Origin of the sequence: Pantoea sp. A4 (assembly GCF_000295955.2) — a bacterium.
GTDB lineage: Bacteria > Pseudomonadota > Gammaproteobacteria > Enterobacterales > Enterobacteriaceae > Pantoea > Pantoea multigeneris.
Window position 1 is genome coordinate 280,484 of record NZ_ALXE01000021.1, and the last position, 17,901, is coordinate 298,384.

A 17,901-nucleotide genomic window follows, 5' to 3' on the forward strand; every position below is an offset into this window, starting at 1 on the left:
TGGCCTTGAGACAAGCAAAAGGAGTGGGGATGAGTACACAATCCCAGGCATTACATTCGCCGGAAGCACTGCGTGCAATTGTGGCAAATGTCCTGAACGGCTTTGAACACCCAACGTTACAGCAGCGTCTGGGGCAGCTCAAAGCCCTGCGCCACGTTGCTTTGCTGGATGGCAAGCTGCATATCGACATTGGAATGCCGTTCGCGTGGCAGAGCGCGTTTGAACAGTTGCAATCCCAGACCAGCTCAGATCTGTTGCGTTTAACCGGGAGCCAGGCCATTGACTGGCGTCTGAGCTATGACATCGCCACCCTTAAGCGGGTAAAAAATCAGCCCGGCGTCAATGGGGTAAAAAATATTCTTGCCGTGAGCTCTGGCAAAGGAGGCGTCGGGAAGTCCAGCACCGCAGTTAATCTGGCGCTGGCGCTGGCCGCCGAAGGGGCGCGAGTGGGTCTGCTGGATGCCGATATCTACGGCCCATCTATTCCCACCATGCTGGGGGTGGAAAATGAGAGGCCAACCTCGCCGGATGGCACCCACATGGCACCGATTATGTCGCACGGGCTGGCAACCAACTCCATTGGCTATCTGGTGACGGATGACAACGCCATGGTCTGGCGTGGTCCCATGGCGAGTAAAGCGCTGATGCAGCTACTCAACGAAACGCTGTGGCCCGAACTGGACTACCTGATCCTCGACATGCCACCGGGCACGGGGGATATTCAGCTGACGCTGGCGCAAAACGTCCCGGTAACTGGTGCAATCGTGGTGACGACGCCGCAGGACATCGCGCTGATGGATGCCCGTAAAGGCCTGGTGATGTTTGAGAAAGTACAGGTGCCAGTGCTGGGAGTGGTGGAAAATATGAGCATTCACATCTGTAGCGAATGCGGCCATCATGAGCCGATCTTTGGCACAGGTGGCGCACAGCGGCTGGTCGTGGATTACCACACCCGCCTGCTGGCTCAACTGCCTTTACACATTCATCTGCGCGAAGACCTTGATGATGGTGAGCCCACGGTGATCCGCCGTCCAGACAGCGAGTTAACCACGATTTATCGCCAGCTCGCGGCTGAAGTTGCTGCACAACTCTACTGGCAAGGTCAGGTCATCCCGGGCGATATCGCGTTTCGCGCGGTCTAGTCGGACTTATCTGTGCCCGGGGAGCAGGTAATGCATGAGCAGATAGCTGCCTTGCTCACTTTCTCCCTGAGCAACGGTTTGCCACCCGTGGTGCCGATAAAACTGCTGTGCAACCCGGTTGTGCAGCAGGCATTTCAGTGCACCGGTTGAGGTAAAGCGGGACTGCACAAATTGCAGTAGCGCGCTGCCGACACCGCCGCGTTGGTAATCCGGATCAACGTACAGGCTGTGCAGGAAGTTGTCATTCTCCAGCACGGCTGCAAAGCCAACCCGTTTTCCTTGCTCTTCTGCTACCCACACCGTTTCGCCGAGAATCACACCATCCAGATCTTCCAGTTGCCATGCACTGCCGTCCAGCCAGTGCCAGTTTTCCCGCCGTGCGGCGAGGAAAAGGGTACGGAGAAAAGGGCGATCGGCTTCGTTAAAAGGTCGTATCTGCACATGCTTCTCCTGGTTATCTGATCGCATACTCGTCATCGCTGTCATTCTCTGGAAAAGAAAACCCCCTTAAATCCCCCCGTTTCTGTGTACAATGCGCCGGTTTTCATCGGGTCATGCGTAACATCATGGGGATTTGATAGTTTTCAGTTATTCAATTGATAACACCTGCTTATTAGCACCTGGTCTGAAAATTCTGTAACGTAGCTCACATATTTTAACGGAGGTCACCTAATGTCTATCATTAACACCAAAATCAAGCCATTCGCTAACGACGCATTCAAAAACGGTCAGTTCATCAAAGTCACCGAGAAAGACGTTGAAGGTAAATGGAGTGTGTTCTTCTTCTACCCAGCAGACTTCACCTTTGTTTGCCCAACTGAGCTGGGTGACGTTGCTGACCACCACGACGAGTTGCAGAAACTGGGTGTAGATATCTACTCCGTTTCTACCGACACTCACTTTACCCACAAAGCCTGGCACGGTTCTTCTGAAACTATCGCAAAAATCAAATATGCGATGATCGGTGACCCAACTGGCGCACTGACCCGCAACTTCGAAGTGATGCGTGAAGATGAAGGCCTGGCTGACCGTGGTACTTTCATCGTTGACCCACAGGGCATCATCCAGGCTGTTGAAATCACCGCTGAAGGCATTGGCCGTGACGCATCTGACCTGATCCGCAAAATCAAAGCGGCTCAGTATGTTGCTTCTCACCCAGGCGAAGTGTGCCCGGCTAAATGGAAAGAAGGCGAAGCAACTCTGGCTCCATCTCTGGACCTGGTTGGCAAAATCTAATTTCTCTGCCGTACCGATCTTTCTCTCATCGGGTGCTTAGGCACCCGATTTCTTCTGACCAGGAAACGACACTATGCTCGACGCTAACTTAAAAAACCAACTCAAAGCCTACCTTGAGAAATTAACGAAACCAGTTGAGTTGATCGCTACTCTGGATGACGGTGCAAAATCAGCGGAAATCCGCGATCTGCTGCAGGATATTGCAACGCTGTCGGAAAAAGTCACCTACCGTGAAGAGAACGATCGCCCGGCGCGTAAGCCCTCATTTTTGATCACCAACCCAGGTGCTGAACACGGCCCGAGTTTTGCCGGTTCGCCAATGGGTCACGAATTTACCTCACTGGTGCTGGCTCTGCTGCAAACCGGTGGGCACCCTTCGAAAGAGGCACAGGATCTGCTGGAGCAGATCAAACTGCTGGAAGGGGATTTTACCTTTGAAACTTACTACTCACTGACGTGCCACAACTGCCCGGACGTGGTGCAGGCGCTGAACCTGATGGCGGTGCTGAACCCACGTATCAAGCATACCGCTATCGATGGTGGCATCTTCCAGAACGAGATTCAGGAACGCAATGTGATGGGCGTGCCTGCGGTCTACCTGAATGGCCAGGAGTTTGGTCAGGGGCGCATGAGCCTCGCAGAGATCGTGGCTAAAGTGGATACCAATGCAGAAAAGCGTGCGGCAGAAGCGCTGAATCAACGTGCGGCCTATGACGTTTTGATCGTGGGTAGCGGTCCAGCCGGTGCTGCTGCAGCGGTTTACTCTGCCCGTAAAGGGATCCGTACCGGCCTGATGGGCGAACGTTTTGGTGGCCAGGTTCTGGATACAGTAGATATCGAAAACTACATCTCAGTACAGAAAACCGAAGGCGCTAAGCTGGCGGGTGCACTGCGTGCTCACGTGAATGATTATGACGTGGATGTGATTGATACGCAGAGCGCAATCAAACTGATCCCTGCCGCGAAAGAGGGTGGTTTGCACGCCATTGAAACGGCTTCTGGCGCTGTGCTGAAATCTCACAGCATCATCATTGCCACTGGCGCTCGCTGGCGCAACATGGGTGTGCCGGGCGAAGAAACTTACCGCACGAAAGGCGTCACTTACTGCCCGCACTGCGATGGCCCGTTGTTTAAAGGCAAACGTGTCGCGGTGATTGGCGGCGGTAACTCAGGTGTTGAAGCTGCTATTGATCTGGCCGGTATCGTTGAGCATGTCACCCTGCTGGAATTTGCGGCCGAAATGCGTGCCGATCAGGTGTTGCAGAATAAGCTGCGTAGCCTGAAAAATGTCGATGTGATTTTGAACGCACAAACTACCGAAGTGAAGGGTGATGGAACCAAAGTCACCAGCCTGCAATACGTTGACCGCGTTAATCAAACAACGCATGACGTCGCGCTGTCCGGTATTTTTGTGCAGATCGGTCTGTTGCCAAATACCAACTGGTTGGAAGGCGCGGTGGAACGTAATCGCATCGGTGAAATCATCATTGATGCGAAAACAGAAACCAGTCTGAAAGGCGTATTTGCTGCCGGGGATTGCACCACCGTGCCTTATAAGCAAATTATTATTGCCAGCGGCGAAGGCGCTAAGGCTTCACTGAGTGCGTTTGATTATTTGATTCGTACCAAACCTGCCGAGTAACTGATGTGATAACTGGCATCTGAAGGGTGCCAGTTATGATTTTTATCTTCATGCTTTCAGGGATGCCAGAATCCCAGGGCACTAAACAGACCTTCCTGATGAGAGGTATTGTCTGCAATCACTGTAGCGTTGAGGCTCGGTGTAGAGTGCGTAGAGGTGAGGTTATTTTTTTTAAACAGCATTTGATAGAGGTCTATATAACCTGTAACCGCATCTATAATTAACATTTCAGGCGTTTTTTCTGTCATCGATTTTATTGAAATTGATGTGAGCTCCCGCAAAATATGTAATAAACCGTCTCCCTGAACTGAACCTCCACCGATAATATTACTTACTGCATATAAATCACCAACGTTAATAGTTCGATGGCCATTATTCATGGTTGGCATATATTCAACAATGGATTTTGCCGCACTGTCACTGCAATGTAGCATTTTTTTTACATTATCAACGCCGGGATTTGCAGAGAGAGTATTAAACTGTTGAATGGTTCTTGAAAGCACATCTCTGGTTTCTACTACCCTTTTTCTTACCTCCGGCATGAGTGAAATGAGATCGGAGAGTTGGGTAAATCTATCCTCTGTCGCGGTAAAGAGTTTTTTAGCCTCATTTGCGTAATGATGCATTCTGACAAGTTCGTCGTTAAGAAGGTTGATGTCCGTCGCAATGCTTTGTAGTGGTGTGAATAAGTTCTTTATTTTGTTTTCAATAAGAGATAATTTTTGATTGATTGCAGATTCAGATGAAAAAATATTGTTTTTTAAAGTCTGAGTAATGCGTATATCATCATTTATTAACTCATGAGTTTGCAGGAATGAATATTCTACCATGTCATTAAATATCGACTTGATATCGACTGGTGTATTTTTAGATAGTGAATTTAAAGATCGAGCATAGGATATGTCGCCATATAAACGCGCGACCAGATAATCCATGTCCTGACTGACTGAAAATCTTGCATCGGCAATAATATCCTGATGAATAGAACGAATAAATGCTTTCCTGTTTGAGGTGTATGTGTGCTTAGGAAGCGGCGTTGCCATGCTTATTGCAGCACCGGAAAATGTCGCAGCCCCCCAGTAAAAAAGACTTTTATATAAATCCTCATCAGAATTTTTAAGTTCATTATAATTACTTGCCAGGCTTTTTCCCAGCAGCGCGCTGTTAACATTGGCGAGGAGATCTAAAAGCGTAAAAGGAAGGTATTTAAGGAATAATTTACTCCCCATCGATAAACTAGGTGTAGGCAATAATACAGATCCAATTGAAAAGAGTATGATGAATACGTCCATCCACTCTTTGGTGTTTCTAATTTCTCTCTCATCCCAGGAGAACCATTTGTTATCTGCCGTAAAAATAAAGTCATCAATTTCATCCTTTAAACGCGTGTTTTTATTTTCAATGATACTATTGATTAGCTGAAGTTTGTTTTTATCTGGGTCTCTGGATAAAGAGAAATTAGTGAATTTCAATGCGTCACTCTCATAAAGTCGATAGGTTTTTGTCGCCGGACCAGCTGGGCCGTCAATATCGATAAATGTCATTTTTACATAGGTAAGGAAGTCACTTTTTTGATCCGGGATATAGCGGATGGATAACTCTTTTTGAAAAAAATCACTCAGATTTTTAACGTCTTTTGAAATGTCTTTATAGCCTTTTTCGTGCATGGTTTTACGACTTTCTAAGTTATCTAAATAATCTTTCCTGACATTATCATCAATACTGGCATGGCTTTTAGTCGAGATATATTTACGCTCAGGACCCAGCAGCGCGGGCAGACGTACAATTTCTTGTTGGTTCAGGCTGATCAGTAGACTTTCAAATCCATCGTGGCTGCCATTTCCTCTTCTCATTGGGATGCAGATTATACTTTGTGGAATGTTTTCACCTACAGGATTATCATTAATTCCTACCAGATATCCTTGGGTTCTTCCATGGAAAAAATCGGAGATTTTTTGTTTTTCCTGCTGACTTAATTTTACGTTGTAGGTTTTAGTGTAGTGAACGATATCATTATTATTTTTTAACTCATTGAGTCGTCTTGTTAATATGTTATGGGATCCAAGGAGATAGCTTACATCATATTTTAGATTTTCAACTTTACTTAATAAGTCTTGTTCCCAGTTGTTGGTTTTTATTGAAATTTCCTCAATGAGTTCACGTATATCCTTATCAAGTATTAATGCACTAATATCGCTCTCTGATGGATTCCATTTTCGATAAAACGCCACGGCTTCAGCAAAAGTTATCCGTATGGATTTTTTTGCATCGGAAAAGTTATTTGCATTCTTCCATTGTATTTCCGCATAGTCAGTGAAGGGGAAAATCCGTTTAAGAAATAACTCTGAGCGGCTTAGTCTCTGATTAATGATAACGTAAATCAGTGATTCACTGTTAAGTCTTTTATTGTTGTCATCAAAATATAGCCTGTTTTTTTCTTTTTCTGTTTCCGTGATTATCGCATTCAAATAACCAGAGAACTTGTTTTTCCAGTTAAATATTTCCGGGGATGAGTTTTTTATATCCATAAAATAAAAGTGCTCTTTTATTTTTTTTGTTTCCTTGATTATGTTTTTATTTTTAACCCACTGTTTTAACTTTTTATAAAACGCGGCATCGTAGTGGTTGGTTCGATTATGATTTTCATCGTTAATGGCACGTATACCCTTTATGGTTGATTGATGTAATAACTTTACATTAACCTGATTGGAATATCCTTTTAGTGAATCGACATCTAATATGTATGTTAATACATTCACAATATTCTTATCGAGGAATTCTTTCTGCCACGATGCATTTTGCGCGAAAATCATAATTCTACTTAATGATGTCAGATAGTTTGCTTTATCTGGGAATATGCCATCAACAATGGTTTTTATTATTTCATTACGAAACTTTTCAATTTGTCCGATCAATCCAGTGTAATGAGTTAAAGCAAGCTTATCCATGAAGTATATATCATCAGGCTTATCGATTTTTTTTCTTTCGTCTAGGTGTGATACATATAGCTCAGTCATGACCTCGAGTTGATATCCTATAAGATGGTCAATTTTTACTTGCTCCTGTTGCGCTGCCACCAGGGATGTAGCGTTATGGTGTTTATCTCTGCTTAATTTTATTTGGTATGCTATGTGATTGAGTATTACTGATAACATGGTTTTTTTTTCATGGTGTAAAAATGATGTTGTATTTCCTGGCGTCGTGGAGCTAAATTTACCGTGTAACAATACATTATCACTAATGGAGTTAAAGCTGTTTTTAATCGGCCCTGGCAGTTGAGTGAAAGATCTAACGTTTAGCATAGAGGTTTTTTTTAAGTAATCACCGTGATATATATTTTTAATAACATCAGTTTCATTTCTTTTAATGGTGGCGTAGCTTTTATAAAAGCTATTGGTAACATTTTTCGCTTTTATGAATGTTTTCTCTTGATCCTCAAGAAGATTAACACAACCATGAAATATTTCCCTTCTGCTTAATTTAAAGCTTACGGAAGTGTTGAAATGCAATTCACCACCAATTGAATTTTTTATATCCTGCAATAGATTGCCGGATCGGCGGATGTTTTTTAACATCACTACCGGGGCATGCAGTTCTTTCCATTTGTTTTCTGATATTTTTCTAAAAAATCTAAAGATGAAGTTTACATCTTCAGTTGAATTGTTGCGATGATGTGTTGAGTTTATGTTTCCTGAACCTCCATCATTAAATGTAAATTTAATAATATGAGATAAACCCGGCGCGGGCGATCTTTTCTTACGCAGGTGATTAAAATCTGAAATGTAGTTAAATTCACTGCTCGGGTAATTTTCTGAATGGTTTTTTGTGTCTTTTACTTCGTTGTCAAAAAGTGGTATGCCGCTTACATCAGAAATTTTCACAATTGTTCTCCTGAGTTATAGGACTTAATTTAACCATCAATTTTATTTAAGTTATTTTGTTATAAAAAAATCGCAGTGGTTCATTTTTTGCGCTGTAAGCGTCTGGTGATTTTTTCATCGCTTAGAGCGGTAAGGATTGATGCGAATCAGGCTGATGACTTGCGCGACGCCTTGTCCTTACCTTATGCTGCGGGCTGTGAATTTGACTCGGGGTGCTGCCTCCTTCCTGGATGCCGCTGAGAAACACCCGTTGAACCTGAACTGGATAATGCCAGCGGAGGGAATACCTTTCCCTTTATCATCATATAAATAGCGATTAATCCATCTTGTTTTCATCTACCATTGACACAAGGTGAGGTACAGCTTTGCTATCTAAACGCATCCGTTACACATTCAAACGCCACTCAATCTATTACGTTCAATTCTGTTTACCAGATGGGAAAGTATTCAGGCGTTCTCTGAATACCGACAGCCACAGAGAGACAGGCAAATTGATGATAGCTTTAATGCCCCTGCTACTTCAGGTAAGGGCAGGGCAGGCTACTCCCTCAGAATTCAATCACTCCATTGATAACCTCATACATTCTCGTATGGTGGCTAGGACTGTCAGTTCTTTTCCGGCTGTTCCGATTCCACCTCCGCAGCCTTTAATCAAAGAGGCTCCTGGTTTAACACTGACAGCGGCGTGGGAGATGTACAAAGCCGAACGGGGGGTTAAATGGACAGTTGCTATTGCTTCAGCAAATGAGCGCTACATAGAACCATTAATGGCCCTCATCGGCCCAAAGAGCGATGTTAAAGCCATTACGCATCGTGACATACGTCACACTATGGAATCCGTTGTAGGGCTTCCCAAGCGCGTTATACAGCCGTACAGATCAATGACTATTCATCAGCTATTGGCCTGTGATGATGTCCCAGAGAAGGATTTGATAGGCACTGAGGCGATTCATAAACATCTTAAAATCTTTAAGTCGCTATTCAAAACATTCCTGACTAATGAGAAGGGGGTATTAGACAAGTCTCCAACAGACGGCATAACATCCCCACCATCTTCAGCTAGATTTGGCGCTTACACCACATCAGAGATGCGCTCATTCGTTTCATACGCAATTAACGAGGCTGAATGCTGGGTTAAGTGGGTAATCCTACTCCTTGCGTATACAGGAGCCAGACGCAGCGAAATAGCAACGCTCACAAAAGAATCTATACGCTTTGATGATGATAGCATTCGCCATTACTTGCTCATCTCTGAGGGGAAGACGGACAACGCCACCAGACAGATTCCTATTCATCAGCATCTAATTGATTTGGGATTCCTTAAATACGTTAACAGGCATGAGGGCAAGCTGTTCCCCGAAGTGGCTGCTACTAACATGGCAAAGATTGGAAAGGAGCTAACCACCATCCGGGAGAGGCTGGCAATCCCATATCTGGACATACATAAGCAGCGCCGTATAGTTCACAGCTTCAGGCATAGCGTTGTTACTTCTGCATCAGGATGGGTGAGTAATATCTCACATCTTCAACAAGTGATAGGACATGAGAAAACCGGCACAGGTATAACCAGACGGTATTTGCACACCTTCCCGCTATCCGCTGTGTGTTATGTTATCGACGGCCTCAATTGGATTTAATCTTCTGATGCCGTTTCCTTTTTAATTCTGAATACAGTTGCTCTACCACAGCCGCACAGCTTAGCTACTTCATCCGGCTTGATTCCCCGGTTGAGGTAGCCCACCACCTTTTTCCGAAGCTCATCATCTTTAGGCCTGCCATTGTATACGCCTTTCTCCTTAGCTAGGGCAATCCCTTCCTGTTGACGCTGGCGAATGAATGACCGCTCAAGCTCCCCTACAGCCCCAAGCATTGTAATCATGAACCGGGAAGTAGGGTTATCTGAGAACTCCATACTGTTATCCAGAAAACGCACAGTAACGCCTAACGCTAAAAGCTCATCCAGAATAGCCAGCAGGTCACGAGTGTTACGCGCTAAGCGGTCTACACTCTTCACAGTGAGCACGTCACCATTACGTAATGCACTCATCATCTGCTGAAGCTGAGGGCGCTCTGTGTTCTTCCCTGACACCTTGTCGATATACAGACGCTCACACATAGAGAGTGCTTGCTCCTGTCGCTCTGTGTTCTGCTCTTTGCTGCTCACACGTATATATCCAATGTTCATATCCCAAACCTCAGTATCATATTGTTATGCTAAAGATACTGTATCATTTGGATTATGTAAATATGGTATTGATACTAAATTATGAGGAGGGATAGGCTGTCTCAAAACGTATACGTAAATGAGATTAGGGAGGGAGCTAATTGTCTGTTGGTGGCAAAGCTAATAAGGGATTGTTTGATTCTGGCGGGAGAGTGCTGGTAGGTGCGTAAGGGGGGCATGGGGGTGTTGGGTACTAGTGCATGGCGTGTCTGGGATTTCTCACAGAAATTACGATAGTCTGGGGAAGGTAATATAGTAGTGGGAATAGATGCCCCGGCGAGGGGGCATACAGTAGGCGTGACAAACTAGCCATCGCTGAGGCTGAGTGAGGGACTGCATAGAGGCTTTATGAATACAGGGGGAGATAATTGCTAAGGGGGGGTTAATGCGCCAGCTCAATTTCTAATAGAAATTCTCATCTGTGGCCCATCTCAGTCTGTCTTCAAACTCTTCGTGAGCACAGTATGGACAAGTAACAAGGAATCCCCCCAGATGCTCAATCATCCCTTCCCTACGGAAGAGGAAAGGTGTTAGGCAATTTCCACAATGGACATTCCGGTTCCCCTCTCTGAGACGCTCTAACCTTTCAGGGCAGGACTGAGCAATGCCACTGTCAATAAGGGCACGTAGTAGACGGGAATCATTAAACACACCTGCTACAGATTGCACAGGGAAGCCAGAGAGCTTCACATCCCTAACCCGATACAGGGCGTTACGCTTCTCAATGACAAGTCCCTTGTAGGCAAATGTCATCGTTCCATCATTCCTGTTCCATACGTGTTCAGGCATCCCTTCTCTGTCTTGTGAAGAGGAGCGTTTACGGGTGCCAGGGAAATGCGTCTTAACTTGATAGCCGGGCCTCATCACCTACCCCCTTATGTTTATGGCTTACGGAAGAAATCAATTGCAGCTTGTGAGCTACGCATCATCCCTGCCGATGTGCCCCGTTCTTTCATACGCTGTACAAACTCCTGCTGAGCCTGTTCTATGCGCTGCTCTGAGGCGTGCTGTTCCCGCATCTGGGGAGGAATCCAAACAGTAGGCTCTACCTGTGAACGCAGATTACGCATGTATTCAGCCCTTTCTTTATCAGAACGCAGTTTCATGGCTGAACCATTAACACTGTGTTGGGCTTTCGCTTGTTGCTGAATGTAGTGAAGTACCGCCGCCCCTGATTCCTCAGGGCTATATCCCTCAGCAACCAACTGAGCCACCATTTGCTCAATGTTATAGCCTGATGTTTGTACTTCATTTGCAACACCTGAGAAGATGTCTGTGGATTCATCATCAAAAAGATTTGTCATATGTTGCCTCACTTGAAAGATTTAACAGCAGCAGGTGTACGGCGATACTTGCTGTTTCTTACATTAACAGTCCAGCTAAAAGGATAAATAAAGCTTTCCTGAATGCGTTCAATCCAACTTGTCTCTTTACGCTCCCGTTCAACTTTGAACGCTTTACGGGCTGCCTTAGAATGGTAGTTCATACTTACCTCTTATTATTATTGTTGGCAGTATAATTACAGGGTTTTAATATCCAGACGCTTTAGCGTTTTCTTTACAGAATCAATTGTCCACGGAGTTCCCCAACGGCTAAACACCCCTCGACTATTAAGGGCGTTCGCTAATGCTGTATAGCCGTAGCCGTATTCAATAAGCTCTTCAATGACTGGCTTCACTTTCGCATCAAAGATAGCAGTCTTTTTATTACGAATATCTTCGTACATATTAATCTCTTTATTTTTATTGTTATGGATGGCCATACATTATTAGATGGCCAACGAGAATGATAAGTTTTATTGAGAACGACACTATTAACAATGCCATCCATAGCGGAAAATTATTCATTTTTAACTTGCTTGTTACCTTAACTCCTACCACGGTTCAATTTCGGGGTCCACCTTTTTTACCTTTTCATGAGCAAAGTAGTACGGCTCATCATCTTTAACAGGAACAGCTATAAGAGGGGTTGGCTTGGCGTCACCTGTCTTGTAGGGTGCAGGTGACGCAGCAGCTTGTGGTGCTTCCTGTGAAGCCTCAGGAGGTGCTTTAAAGTTATTCTCTAAGCCCCCATCGCCAGCCTTAAGGTTAACGCTCATCTTACGCAGAATGGACAAGACAGCTTCAACAGCCTTAGCACTGAATGCGCCAGAAATAACCTCCACCTTATTTATAGATTCACCGGCGCTGCCACTTAAGCGTATAACCTCTTGGGGTGGTGTTACAGCATATACATTAGAGTTATCGAATCTGCGCTGAGCAGAAATTAAAAGTGCATCCTGCAACCATTTGATACAGCGTTTAACCGTACGTTCTGGAATACCAAGCTCACGAGATAAGTGGGGAATGCTGGGGAATACTTTCCCTGCGTTCTCCTGTAATGATAGCAAGTAAAAGTAAACTGCCTTATCAGCAGGTGAGAATGCTTCACGCTTTCCTTTAACTGGCATAGAGGTAATACGTTGTACATCTGAATAGTGTTTAGTAAAAGTGTCTGTCATGTATGCGTCTCCAGAGATATGAGATAGATTTACTTAGTTACTTGCTGCTGATATATTCAGTAAGTACAAGAATGATTAAACGTTTGACGCTCACTTCTTTTTGATTAGCCTTTTTTACTAGAGCCTCGTAAAGCTCCTTTCCTACTTTTAATGTCAGCATGTTTATATTCCTCTACAGATACCTAGTGCCAAAATGGCCCCACCCTAGTGCCAAAATGGCCTACTATTAGATTAGTTATTAGATTAAAAAAACATATATATATAATCGTGCAGCTCCGCTGCGTTAAGGTTACTTTTAATCAAGAGTGAAAAGTGTACATGCACAGCAAAGCTGCACATGTCGGAAAGGTCAAAGGAAATGCCTACAGCGTTACGCAAGAAACTCATTCAGCTAGCCATAGCCAGCTTCATAGCGTTTCAAAATCAAGAGCGTTCTTTGCAAAGCTAATCGAAGCCGTCCTAGGCTGAGGTAGCTTCATGCGTGCCTTTAGCCTGCCCGGCTAGGGCGTTCTGTTAGTTATTGAATAAGTCAAAACAAGAATGGTAGCAGGAACATTTCATATCCCTTATTATATAATACCACTTTTTTCAGGATTTGTGACAAACTATCTTCATAAAAACACTGATTATTATTATGTCCTTATAATATAATACCGCTTTTTTCAGAAATCCTGACAAACTATTTTGTAAAGAAATATTAAGTAACTGAATAACAATGATTTATTCTTTTCAATAAGAGGTAAGAAATGAACCAGAAGAATCTGCGTAACCTGCGTAAAGCCTTGGGCTTTGTTCCATCTGCATCTCGTGACTACGTCACACGTACAGTGAAGACGGTGGCTGTGCCCACCAACCATTAAAACCCCCAGAATACCACCCAGGAGACTCTCTGTTGCGTTATTAGTGCAAGGCAATAGGGTTGAAGCACTAATGTGGAAATCATCCTAGAATGCCTCCTGTGAGGCCTGATGGCATTTGTATATTGATGATAGCATTCTATTGGGTGGTACGAATCTCCACCAATGGTGGTAATTCGATAACACCACGTTCACGTTGAATTTTGACTTCCTCAATTTGAGGGAGTGTGATTACTCCACGGTCAAACAAACGAGCAGTAAACTCGGGGCTAAGCTGAGCAATTACAACATAGGAATCACGCTTGGTGAGAGCGTAAGCCTGTGTGATGCGATTACGCCCCATTGTATCGACAGTTTGTTCATCCTCAATTTGAGGTTGGAGGATGACACCTCTGGCGCTCCACTGCACGTTTCACACTGTCGTGACGTGACGTGACGCTTGTCCACAGCGTAATAGCTGTATGTCTGTCCGTTCTGTGGATGGGTGTACGCCATTGCCGCATACCCCTTGATATTGAGAAAGCAAATCTGGATTCTCAGCTTCTCCCAGCTCTTCAAGCATGGTACGGATGTCCCTTGTTACATTGCGGTGCTCTTTCTCACATAGTTCCGCTATCTCACGTGAAGAAATAAATGCTTCAAGGCTAAGTGTCACTAACACTGTGATAAAACTGGCACAAAACTGTCACTATCCTTCTCAGCGTCATTAATGCGGACAGGCATCTGTACACAGGCTTGTGCCAACAAGCCACTTCCCGTAAGCTGTTAATAGATGGAACAATTGTTATTCATATGAATTTGACTCGGGGTGCTGCCTCCTTCCTGGATGCCGCTGAGAAACACCCGTTGAACCTGAACTGGATAATGCCAGCGGAGGGAAGTCAGATGCCTGTCCGCATCTCTCTTCCTGCCTCTGGTCAGGAGCCTGATTACCGTGTCGCATACCTTTCTTTCCTCTGCGCAGCTCGCGCAAACGCTCGGGTTGTTACGCCAGCAGGCACCTTTAGTGCACTGTATGACCAATGATGTGGTCCAGACGTTTACCGCTAACGTGCTGCTTGCTCTCGGTGCTGCGCCAGCTATGGTGATTGACGCTGAGGAAGCTGAACAGTTCAGTGCTGTCGCCAGTGCACTTCTGATCAATGTCGGGACGCTGACGGTGGATCGCCGTGATGCGATGCAGCGAGCAATAGCCTCCGCCGATCAGGCGGGTACACCCTGGGTACTCGACCCGGTAGCAGTGGGGGCATTGAGCCTGCGTACTGCCTTTTGTCAGCAGATTCTGGCGGCCAGGCCTGCGGCTATTCGCGGTAATGCTTCTGAGATTCTGGCGTTGGCCCAGCAACAAGGCGGCGGACGTGGCGTTGACAGCCTGCACACTTCTGATCTGGCTATTGAGGCCGCGCAGCAGTTGGCAACACGCTTCAACACGATTGTCGCCGTCACAGGGGAGGTTGATTACATCACCGATGGCACCCGTACGCTGGCGGTGGCGGGTGGTGATACGATTCTGACTCGCGTGGTGGGCACGGGCTGTGCCCTGTCAGCCGTGGTGGCAGCATGCTGCGCGCTGCCTGGCGATCGTTTACAGCACGTCGCCAGTGCCTGTGCCATGGTCGCCCGTGCGGCGGAAGTCGCTGTCTCCCGTAGTCAGGGGCCGGGCAGTTTTGCCGTGGCGTTGCTGGATGGCTTGTGGTCACTGAATGTAGAGGAAGCATAATGAAGCGTATTAATGCATTGACGATTGCCGGTACCGATCCCAGCGGTGGGGCCGGTATTCAGGCCGATCTGAAAGCTTTTTCTGCACTGGGTGCCTATGGCACCAGCGTCATTACGGCGCTGGTGGCGCAAAATACCCGTGGCGTGCAGTCGGTCTATCGCATTGAACCTGACTTTGTGGCAGCACAGCTGGATTCGGTGCTGGATGATGTGCGTATTGATAGCGCTAAAATTGGCATGTTGTCAGAAACCGCAATTGTTGAGGTGGTTGCCGAACGGCTGAAAAAAGCCAGCCTGCCGTTCGTGGTACTGGATACCGTCATGGTGGCAAAAAGTGGTGATCCACTGCTCTCACCCGATGCGGTTGCCGCCGTGCGCGAGCTGTTATTGCCGCAGGTCTCCCTGATTACCCCCAATCTTCCTGAAGCCGCCACGCTGCTGGGTACTGAGCATGCGCGCAATGAGCAGGAGATGTTGGCACAGGGCGAAGCATTAATCGCGCTGGGCTGTGAGGCAGTACTGATGAAAGGGGGTCATTTAAGCGACGGTGAAAGCCCAGACTGGTTAATGACTACGGCAGGCGCACAGCGCTTTACTGCACCGCGCGTGAATACTCGCAACACACACGGCACGGGTTGTACCTTATCTGCAGCGCTGGCGGCGCTACGTCCGCGTCATAACGACTGGGCGCAGACCGTCGCTGAAGCCAAAGCCTGGCTACAGCAGGCGCTAATGCAGGCCGATTCACTCGAAGTCGGCCATGGCATTGGTCCCGTTCACCATTTCCATCAGTGGTGGTAACTCCCTGAGGTGATTTGCGCGGCTTGCGACCTTACGCCAGTAAAGGGCAGTGAGGTGGCAAGCGGCAACTCACTGCATCCGGCATCACTTCAAGCGTAAATTCGCGCCCGCTCAGTGGCTCACCATCGAGGTTAAACGTCATTTCATGGGGTGAGCGGATCGTCAGTCTACGTAGCCGGGCGGCAACGATATTGGGGTTTTCTTCATTGCTGGTCAGTGAATGCAACAGGGTAGGCAATACTTCCTGTGCCGTGACGATACTCAGTTCAAGCAGACCATCATTGATACGCGCCTGTGGGCAAAGACGTTGACCGCCTCCGGCCTGTTGCCCATTGCCAATGCCAATCACCAGGGCATCACCTTGCCAGTGAAAGTCCTCCCCCTCGATCTCACAGCTGTCGGGTTTCAGCGTATCCATGCGCATCAGACCATGGATAAAGTAGGAGACGCCCCCCAGTGCTGCCTTGAGTTTTTCTGGCGTTTCGGTGGTGATACGCGTCCCGAAGCCACCAGTGGCCATATTAATAAAATAGCGATCCTGATTAACCCGAGCCAGATCCACCGACACTGCACGACCTTGTAAAGCGAGGCGCAGGGCAGGTTCCATTTCCGCAGGAATACCGGCACTGGTGGCAAAATCGTTCGCGGTGCCAAGGGGAAGAATACCCAACGCCGGGCGTTTGTCTGCGGGTAGTGCGGCTAACGCGGTGGCAATTTCATTGATTGTGCCGTCTCCTCCGCCAGCAATGACCGTTGCAGCACCGAGTGACACCGCTTCCTCGACATAGCGTTTTCCATCCCCCTGTTCCCAGGTGACACGCACAGCCAGTTGCGCACCTTCATCACGCAACAGGCCTACCGCACTGCGCAGCGCTTCATTACCGGCACCCTTGCCATTAAGAATCAGTACAGCTTGTGGTGTGTTGTCCATTGTCCTTCCCTTAAATGCGCATTGACTGAGGCAGTTATAGCACAGCGGGAGGGGGATTGAATTGAGACAAAAGAAAAACCCGCCCGGGGGAGCCGAGCGGGTGAATGAGGTAGTTCCTGGTACGGAAGCTGTTTTGTTATTGCTTGTTTTCAGCAGGGGCGAGTCTAATCAACCCGCCAGGCGGGGTCTGTGATCGCGATCGGACTTCAGCAATAAAACAGCAGAAAATGTGCAACTATTCACAATTTCCGCTAAACAAGCTGACAAATATCCGCTTCCCAGCGATAGCCCATGCCATAAACCGCGCGAATAAACGGCTGTTCTGTATCCAGCTGCTCCAGCTTGCGGCGCAAATTTTTAATGTGGCTGTCGATGGTGCGATCGGTCACGACCCGATAGTCATCGTACAGATGGTTGAGCAACTGCTCGCGTGAGAACACCTTACCCGGTTCCAGCGACAACGTTTTCAGCAGCCGAAACTCGGCAGGTGTGAGATCCAGCGCCTGATCGCGCCAACTGGCAAAGAATCGACCTTCATCTACGCGCAGCAGTGAAGATTTGTGCGGCTCTTCTGGATTGCGTTTTACCCGACGCATAATGGTGCGCACGCGTGCGACCACTTCTCGCGGGCTAAATGGCTTACAGATGTAGTCATCGGCACCAATTTCCAGTCCCAACAGACGATCAATCTCTTCGGTGCGTGCAGTCACCATAATGATGGGTAATTCAGAGAAACGGCGGATTTCACGACACAATGACAACCCATCCATGCCGGGTAGCATTAAATCTAGCAGGATTAAATCGGGTGGCGTCTGCTGCACATAGGCCAGCACTTCGCCCCCGTGGGCAATGTGGTGGGTGCGGTAGTTGGAAGAGTGGAGGTAATCCATCATCAGTTGGGCCAGTTTTGGCTCATCTTCCACAATTAACACTAGCGGGTCGGTTTTTTCCTGGCTCATGATCGGTTT

17 protein-coding genes and 2 riboswitches are annotated in these 17,901 nt (G+C 46.9%); of the genes, 6 read left to right on the forward strand and 11 right to left on the reverse strand.

What is annotated here, in order from left to right; translation table 11 throughout:
* Positions 1-29 precede the first annotated feature (29 nt).
* Positions 30-1,142 (forward strand): iron-sulfur cluster carrier protein ApbC, encoded by a 1,113-nt coding sequence (gene apbC / locus B880_RS0108825; protein ID WP_017347030.1) that lies wholly within the window; start codon positions 30-32, stop codon positions 1,140-1,142.
* A gap of 6 nt (positions 1,143-1,148) precedes the next feature.
* On the opposite strand, the gene B880_RS0108830 is transcribed toward apbC, so the two are convergent.
* Positions 1,149-1,583 (reverse strand): GNAT family N-acetyltransferase, encoded by a 435-nt coding sequence (locus B880_RS0108830; protein WP_017347031.1) that lies wholly within the window; start codon positions 1,581-1,583, stop codon positions 1,149-1,151.
* 231 nt (positions 1,584-1,814) lie between these two features.
* Between B880_RS0108830 and ahpC the strand changes: the two genes are divergently transcribed.
* Both ahpC and ahpF read left to right on the forward strand, forming a co-directional pair.
* The gene (gene ahpC / locus B880_RS0108835) at positions 1,815-2,378 is read left to right on the forward strand and encodes an alkyl hydroperoxide reductase subunit C (protein WP_017347032.1); all 564 of its coding nucleotides are present in this window, start codon (positions 1,815-1,817) and stop codon (positions 2,376-2,378) included.
* Between the two features lie 73 nt (positions 2,379-2,451).
* Positions 2,452-4,020, forward strand: coding sequence for an alkyl hydroperoxide reductase subunit F (ahpF, locus tag B880_RS0108840; protein WP_017347033.1), 1,569 nt, complete (start codon positions 2,452-2,454; stop codon positions 4,018-4,020).
* Positions 4,021-4,076: 56 nt separating this feature from the next.
* On the opposite strand, the gene B880_RS0108845 is transcribed toward ahpF, so the two are convergent.
* Complete coding sequence (locus B880_RS0108845) at positions 4,077-7,901, reverse strand: hypothetical protein (RefSeq protein ID WP_017347034.1); 3,825 nt, start codon at positions 7,899-7,901, stop codon at positions 4,077-4,079.
* Between the two features lie 198 nt (positions 7,902-8,099).
* Positions 8,100-8,201, forward strand: a riboswitch (TPP riboswitch).
* A 65-nt stretch (positions 8,202-8,266) separates the two neighbouring features.
* On the opposite strand from B880_RS0108845, the gene B880_RS0108850 reads away from it, so the two are divergent.
* Positions 8,267-9,538 (forward strand): tyrosine-type recombinase/integrase, encoded by a 1,272-nt coding sequence (locus tag B880_RS0108850; protein ID WP_026042513.1) that lies wholly within the window; start codon positions 8,267-8,269, stop codon positions 9,536-9,538.
* Here the strand turns inward: B880_RS0108850 and B880_RS0108855 are convergent.
* The 7 genes from B880_RS0108855 to B880_RS27340 form a co-directional block, all read right to left on the reverse strand.
* Positions 9,535-10,086 carry a recombinase family protein gene (locus tag B880_RS0108855; protein WP_017347036.1) on the reverse strand — a complete coding sequence of 184 codons (552 nt, stop codon included), beginning with the start codon at positions 10,084-10,086 and terminating at the stop codon, positions 9,535-9,537. The two genes, B880_RS0108850 and B880_RS0108855, sit on opposite strands and share 4 nt — an antisense overlap.
* Before the next feature lie 920 nt (positions 10,087-11,006).
* Positions 11,007-11,429, reverse strand: a complete 423-nt coding sequence (locus tag B880_RS0108865) for a hypothetical protein (protein ID WP_017347038.1) — start codon at positions 11,427-11,429, stop codon at positions 11,007-11,009.
* 8 nt (positions 11,430-11,437) lie between these two features.
* On the reverse strand, positions 11,438-11,611 hold the full coding sequence (locus B880_RS26680; protein ID WP_157060531.1) for a hypothetical protein: 174 nt from the start codon (positions 11,609-11,611) through the stop codon (positions 11,438-11,440).
* A 33-nt stretch (positions 11,612-11,644) separates the two neighbouring features.
* A complete protein-coding gene (locus B880_RS0108870; protein WP_017347039.1) occupies positions 11,645-11,851 on the reverse strand; it encodes a hypothetical protein in 207 nt (68 codons plus the stop codon).
* Between the two features lie 147 nt (positions 11,852-11,998).
* Positions 11,999-12,625: a helix-turn-helix domain-containing protein gene (locus B880_RS0108875; RefSeq protein WP_017347040.1), complete on the reverse strand. Its 627-nt coding sequence runs from the start codon at positions 12,623-12,625 to the stop codon at positions 11,999-12,001.
* A gap of 37 nt (positions 12,626-12,662) precedes the next feature.
* Positions 12,663-12,785 (reverse strand): hypothetical protein, encoded by a 123-nt coding sequence (locus B880_RS27240; RefSeq protein ID WP_017347041.1) that lies wholly within the window; start codon positions 12,783-12,785, stop codon positions 12,663-12,665.
* Positions 12,786-13,894: 1,109 nt separating this feature from the next.
* Complete coding sequence (locus tag B880_RS27340; protein ID WP_071524387.1) at positions 13,895-14,143, reverse strand: Rha family transcriptional regulator; 249 nt, start codon at positions 14,141-14,143, stop codon at positions 13,895-13,897.
* 133 nt (positions 14,144-14,276) lie between these two features.
* A riboswitch (TPP riboswitch) is annotated at positions 14,277-14,378 on the forward strand.
* A gap of 29 nt (positions 14,379-14,407) precedes the next feature.
* Between B880_RS27340 and thiM the strand changes: the two genes are divergently transcribed.
* Entirely contained in the window at positions 14,408-15,202 is a 795-nt protein-coding gene (thiM, locus tag B880_RS0108890; protein WP_026042514.1) for a hydroxyethylthiazole kinase, read from the forward strand.
* On the forward strand, positions 15,202-16,002 hold the full coding sequence (gene thiD, locus B880_RS0108895; protein ID WP_017347044.1) for a bifunctional hydroxymethylpyrimidine kinase/phosphomethylpyrimidine kinase: 801 nt from the start codon (positions 15,202-15,204) through the stop codon (positions 16,000-16,002). The genes thiM and thiD overlap by 1 nt, the downstream gene beginning before the upstream one ends.
* Positions 16,003-16,033: 31 nt before the next feature.
* Here the strand turns inward: thiD and yegS are convergent, their stop codons facing one another.
* Together yegS and baeR are read right to left on the reverse strand one after the other, a co-directional pair.
* Positions 16,034-16,933: a lipid kinase YegS gene (gene yegS, locus B880_RS0108900; protein WP_017347045.1), complete on the reverse strand. Its 900-nt coding sequence runs from the start codon at positions 16,931-16,933 to the stop codon at positions 16,034-16,036.
* 251 nt (positions 16,934-17,184) lie between these two features.
* Positions 17,185-17,892, reverse strand: a complete 708-nt coding sequence (gene baeR, locus B880_RS0108905; protein WP_017347046.1) for a two-component system response regulator BaeR — start codon at positions 17,890-17,892, stop codon at positions 17,185-17,187.
* Positions 17,893-17,901: the final 9 nt, after the last annotated feature.

Bases quoted from the DNA above. Each gene is read 5' to 3' on its own strand.
- B880_RS0108865 (WP_017347038.1), bottom strand. From the start codon at position 11,429: ATGACAAATCTTTTTGATGATGAATCCACAGACATCTTCTCAGGTGTT.
- ahpF (WP_017347033.1), top strand. From the start codon at position 2,452: ATGCTCGACGCTAACTTAAAAAACCAACTCAAAGCCTACCTTGAGAAA.
- B880_RS0108855 (WP_017347036.1), bottom strand. From the start codon at position 10,086: ATGAACATTGGATATATACGTGTGAGCAGCAAAGAGCAGAACACAGAG.
- apbC (WP_017347030.1), top strand. From the start codon at position 30: ATGAGTACACAATCCCAGGCATTACATTCGCCGGAAGCACTGCGTGCA.
- B880_RS26680 (WP_157060531.1), bottom strand. From the start codon at position 11,611: ATGAACTACCATTCTAAGGCAGCCCGTAAAGCGTTCAAAGTTGAACGG.
- thiD (WP_017347044.1), top strand. From the start codon at position 15,202: ATGAAGCGTATTAATGCATTGACGATTGCCGGTACCGATCCCAGCGGT.
- B880_RS0108875 (WP_017347040.1), bottom strand. From the start codon at position 12,625: ATGACAGACACTTTTACTAAACACTATTCAGATGTACAACGTATTACC.
- ahpC (WP_017347032.1), top strand. From the start codon at position 1,815: ATGTCTATCATTAACACCAAAATCAAGCCATTCGCTAACGACGCATTC.
- yegS (WP_017347045.1), bottom strand. From the start codon at position 16,933: ATGGACAACACACCACAAGCTGTACTGATTCTTAATGGCAAGGGTGCC.
- B880_RS0108870 (WP_017347039.1), bottom strand. From the start codon at position 11,851: ATGTACGAAGATATTCGTAATAAAAAGACTGCTATCTTTGATGCGAAA.
- B880_RS27240 (WP_017347041.1), bottom strand. From the start codon at position 12,785: ATGCTGACATTAAAAGTAGGAAAGGAGCTTTACGAGGCTCTAGTAAAA.
- baeR (WP_017347046.1), bottom strand. From the start codon at position 17,892: ATGAGCCAGGAAAAAACCGACCCGCTAGTGTTAATTGTGGAAGATGAG.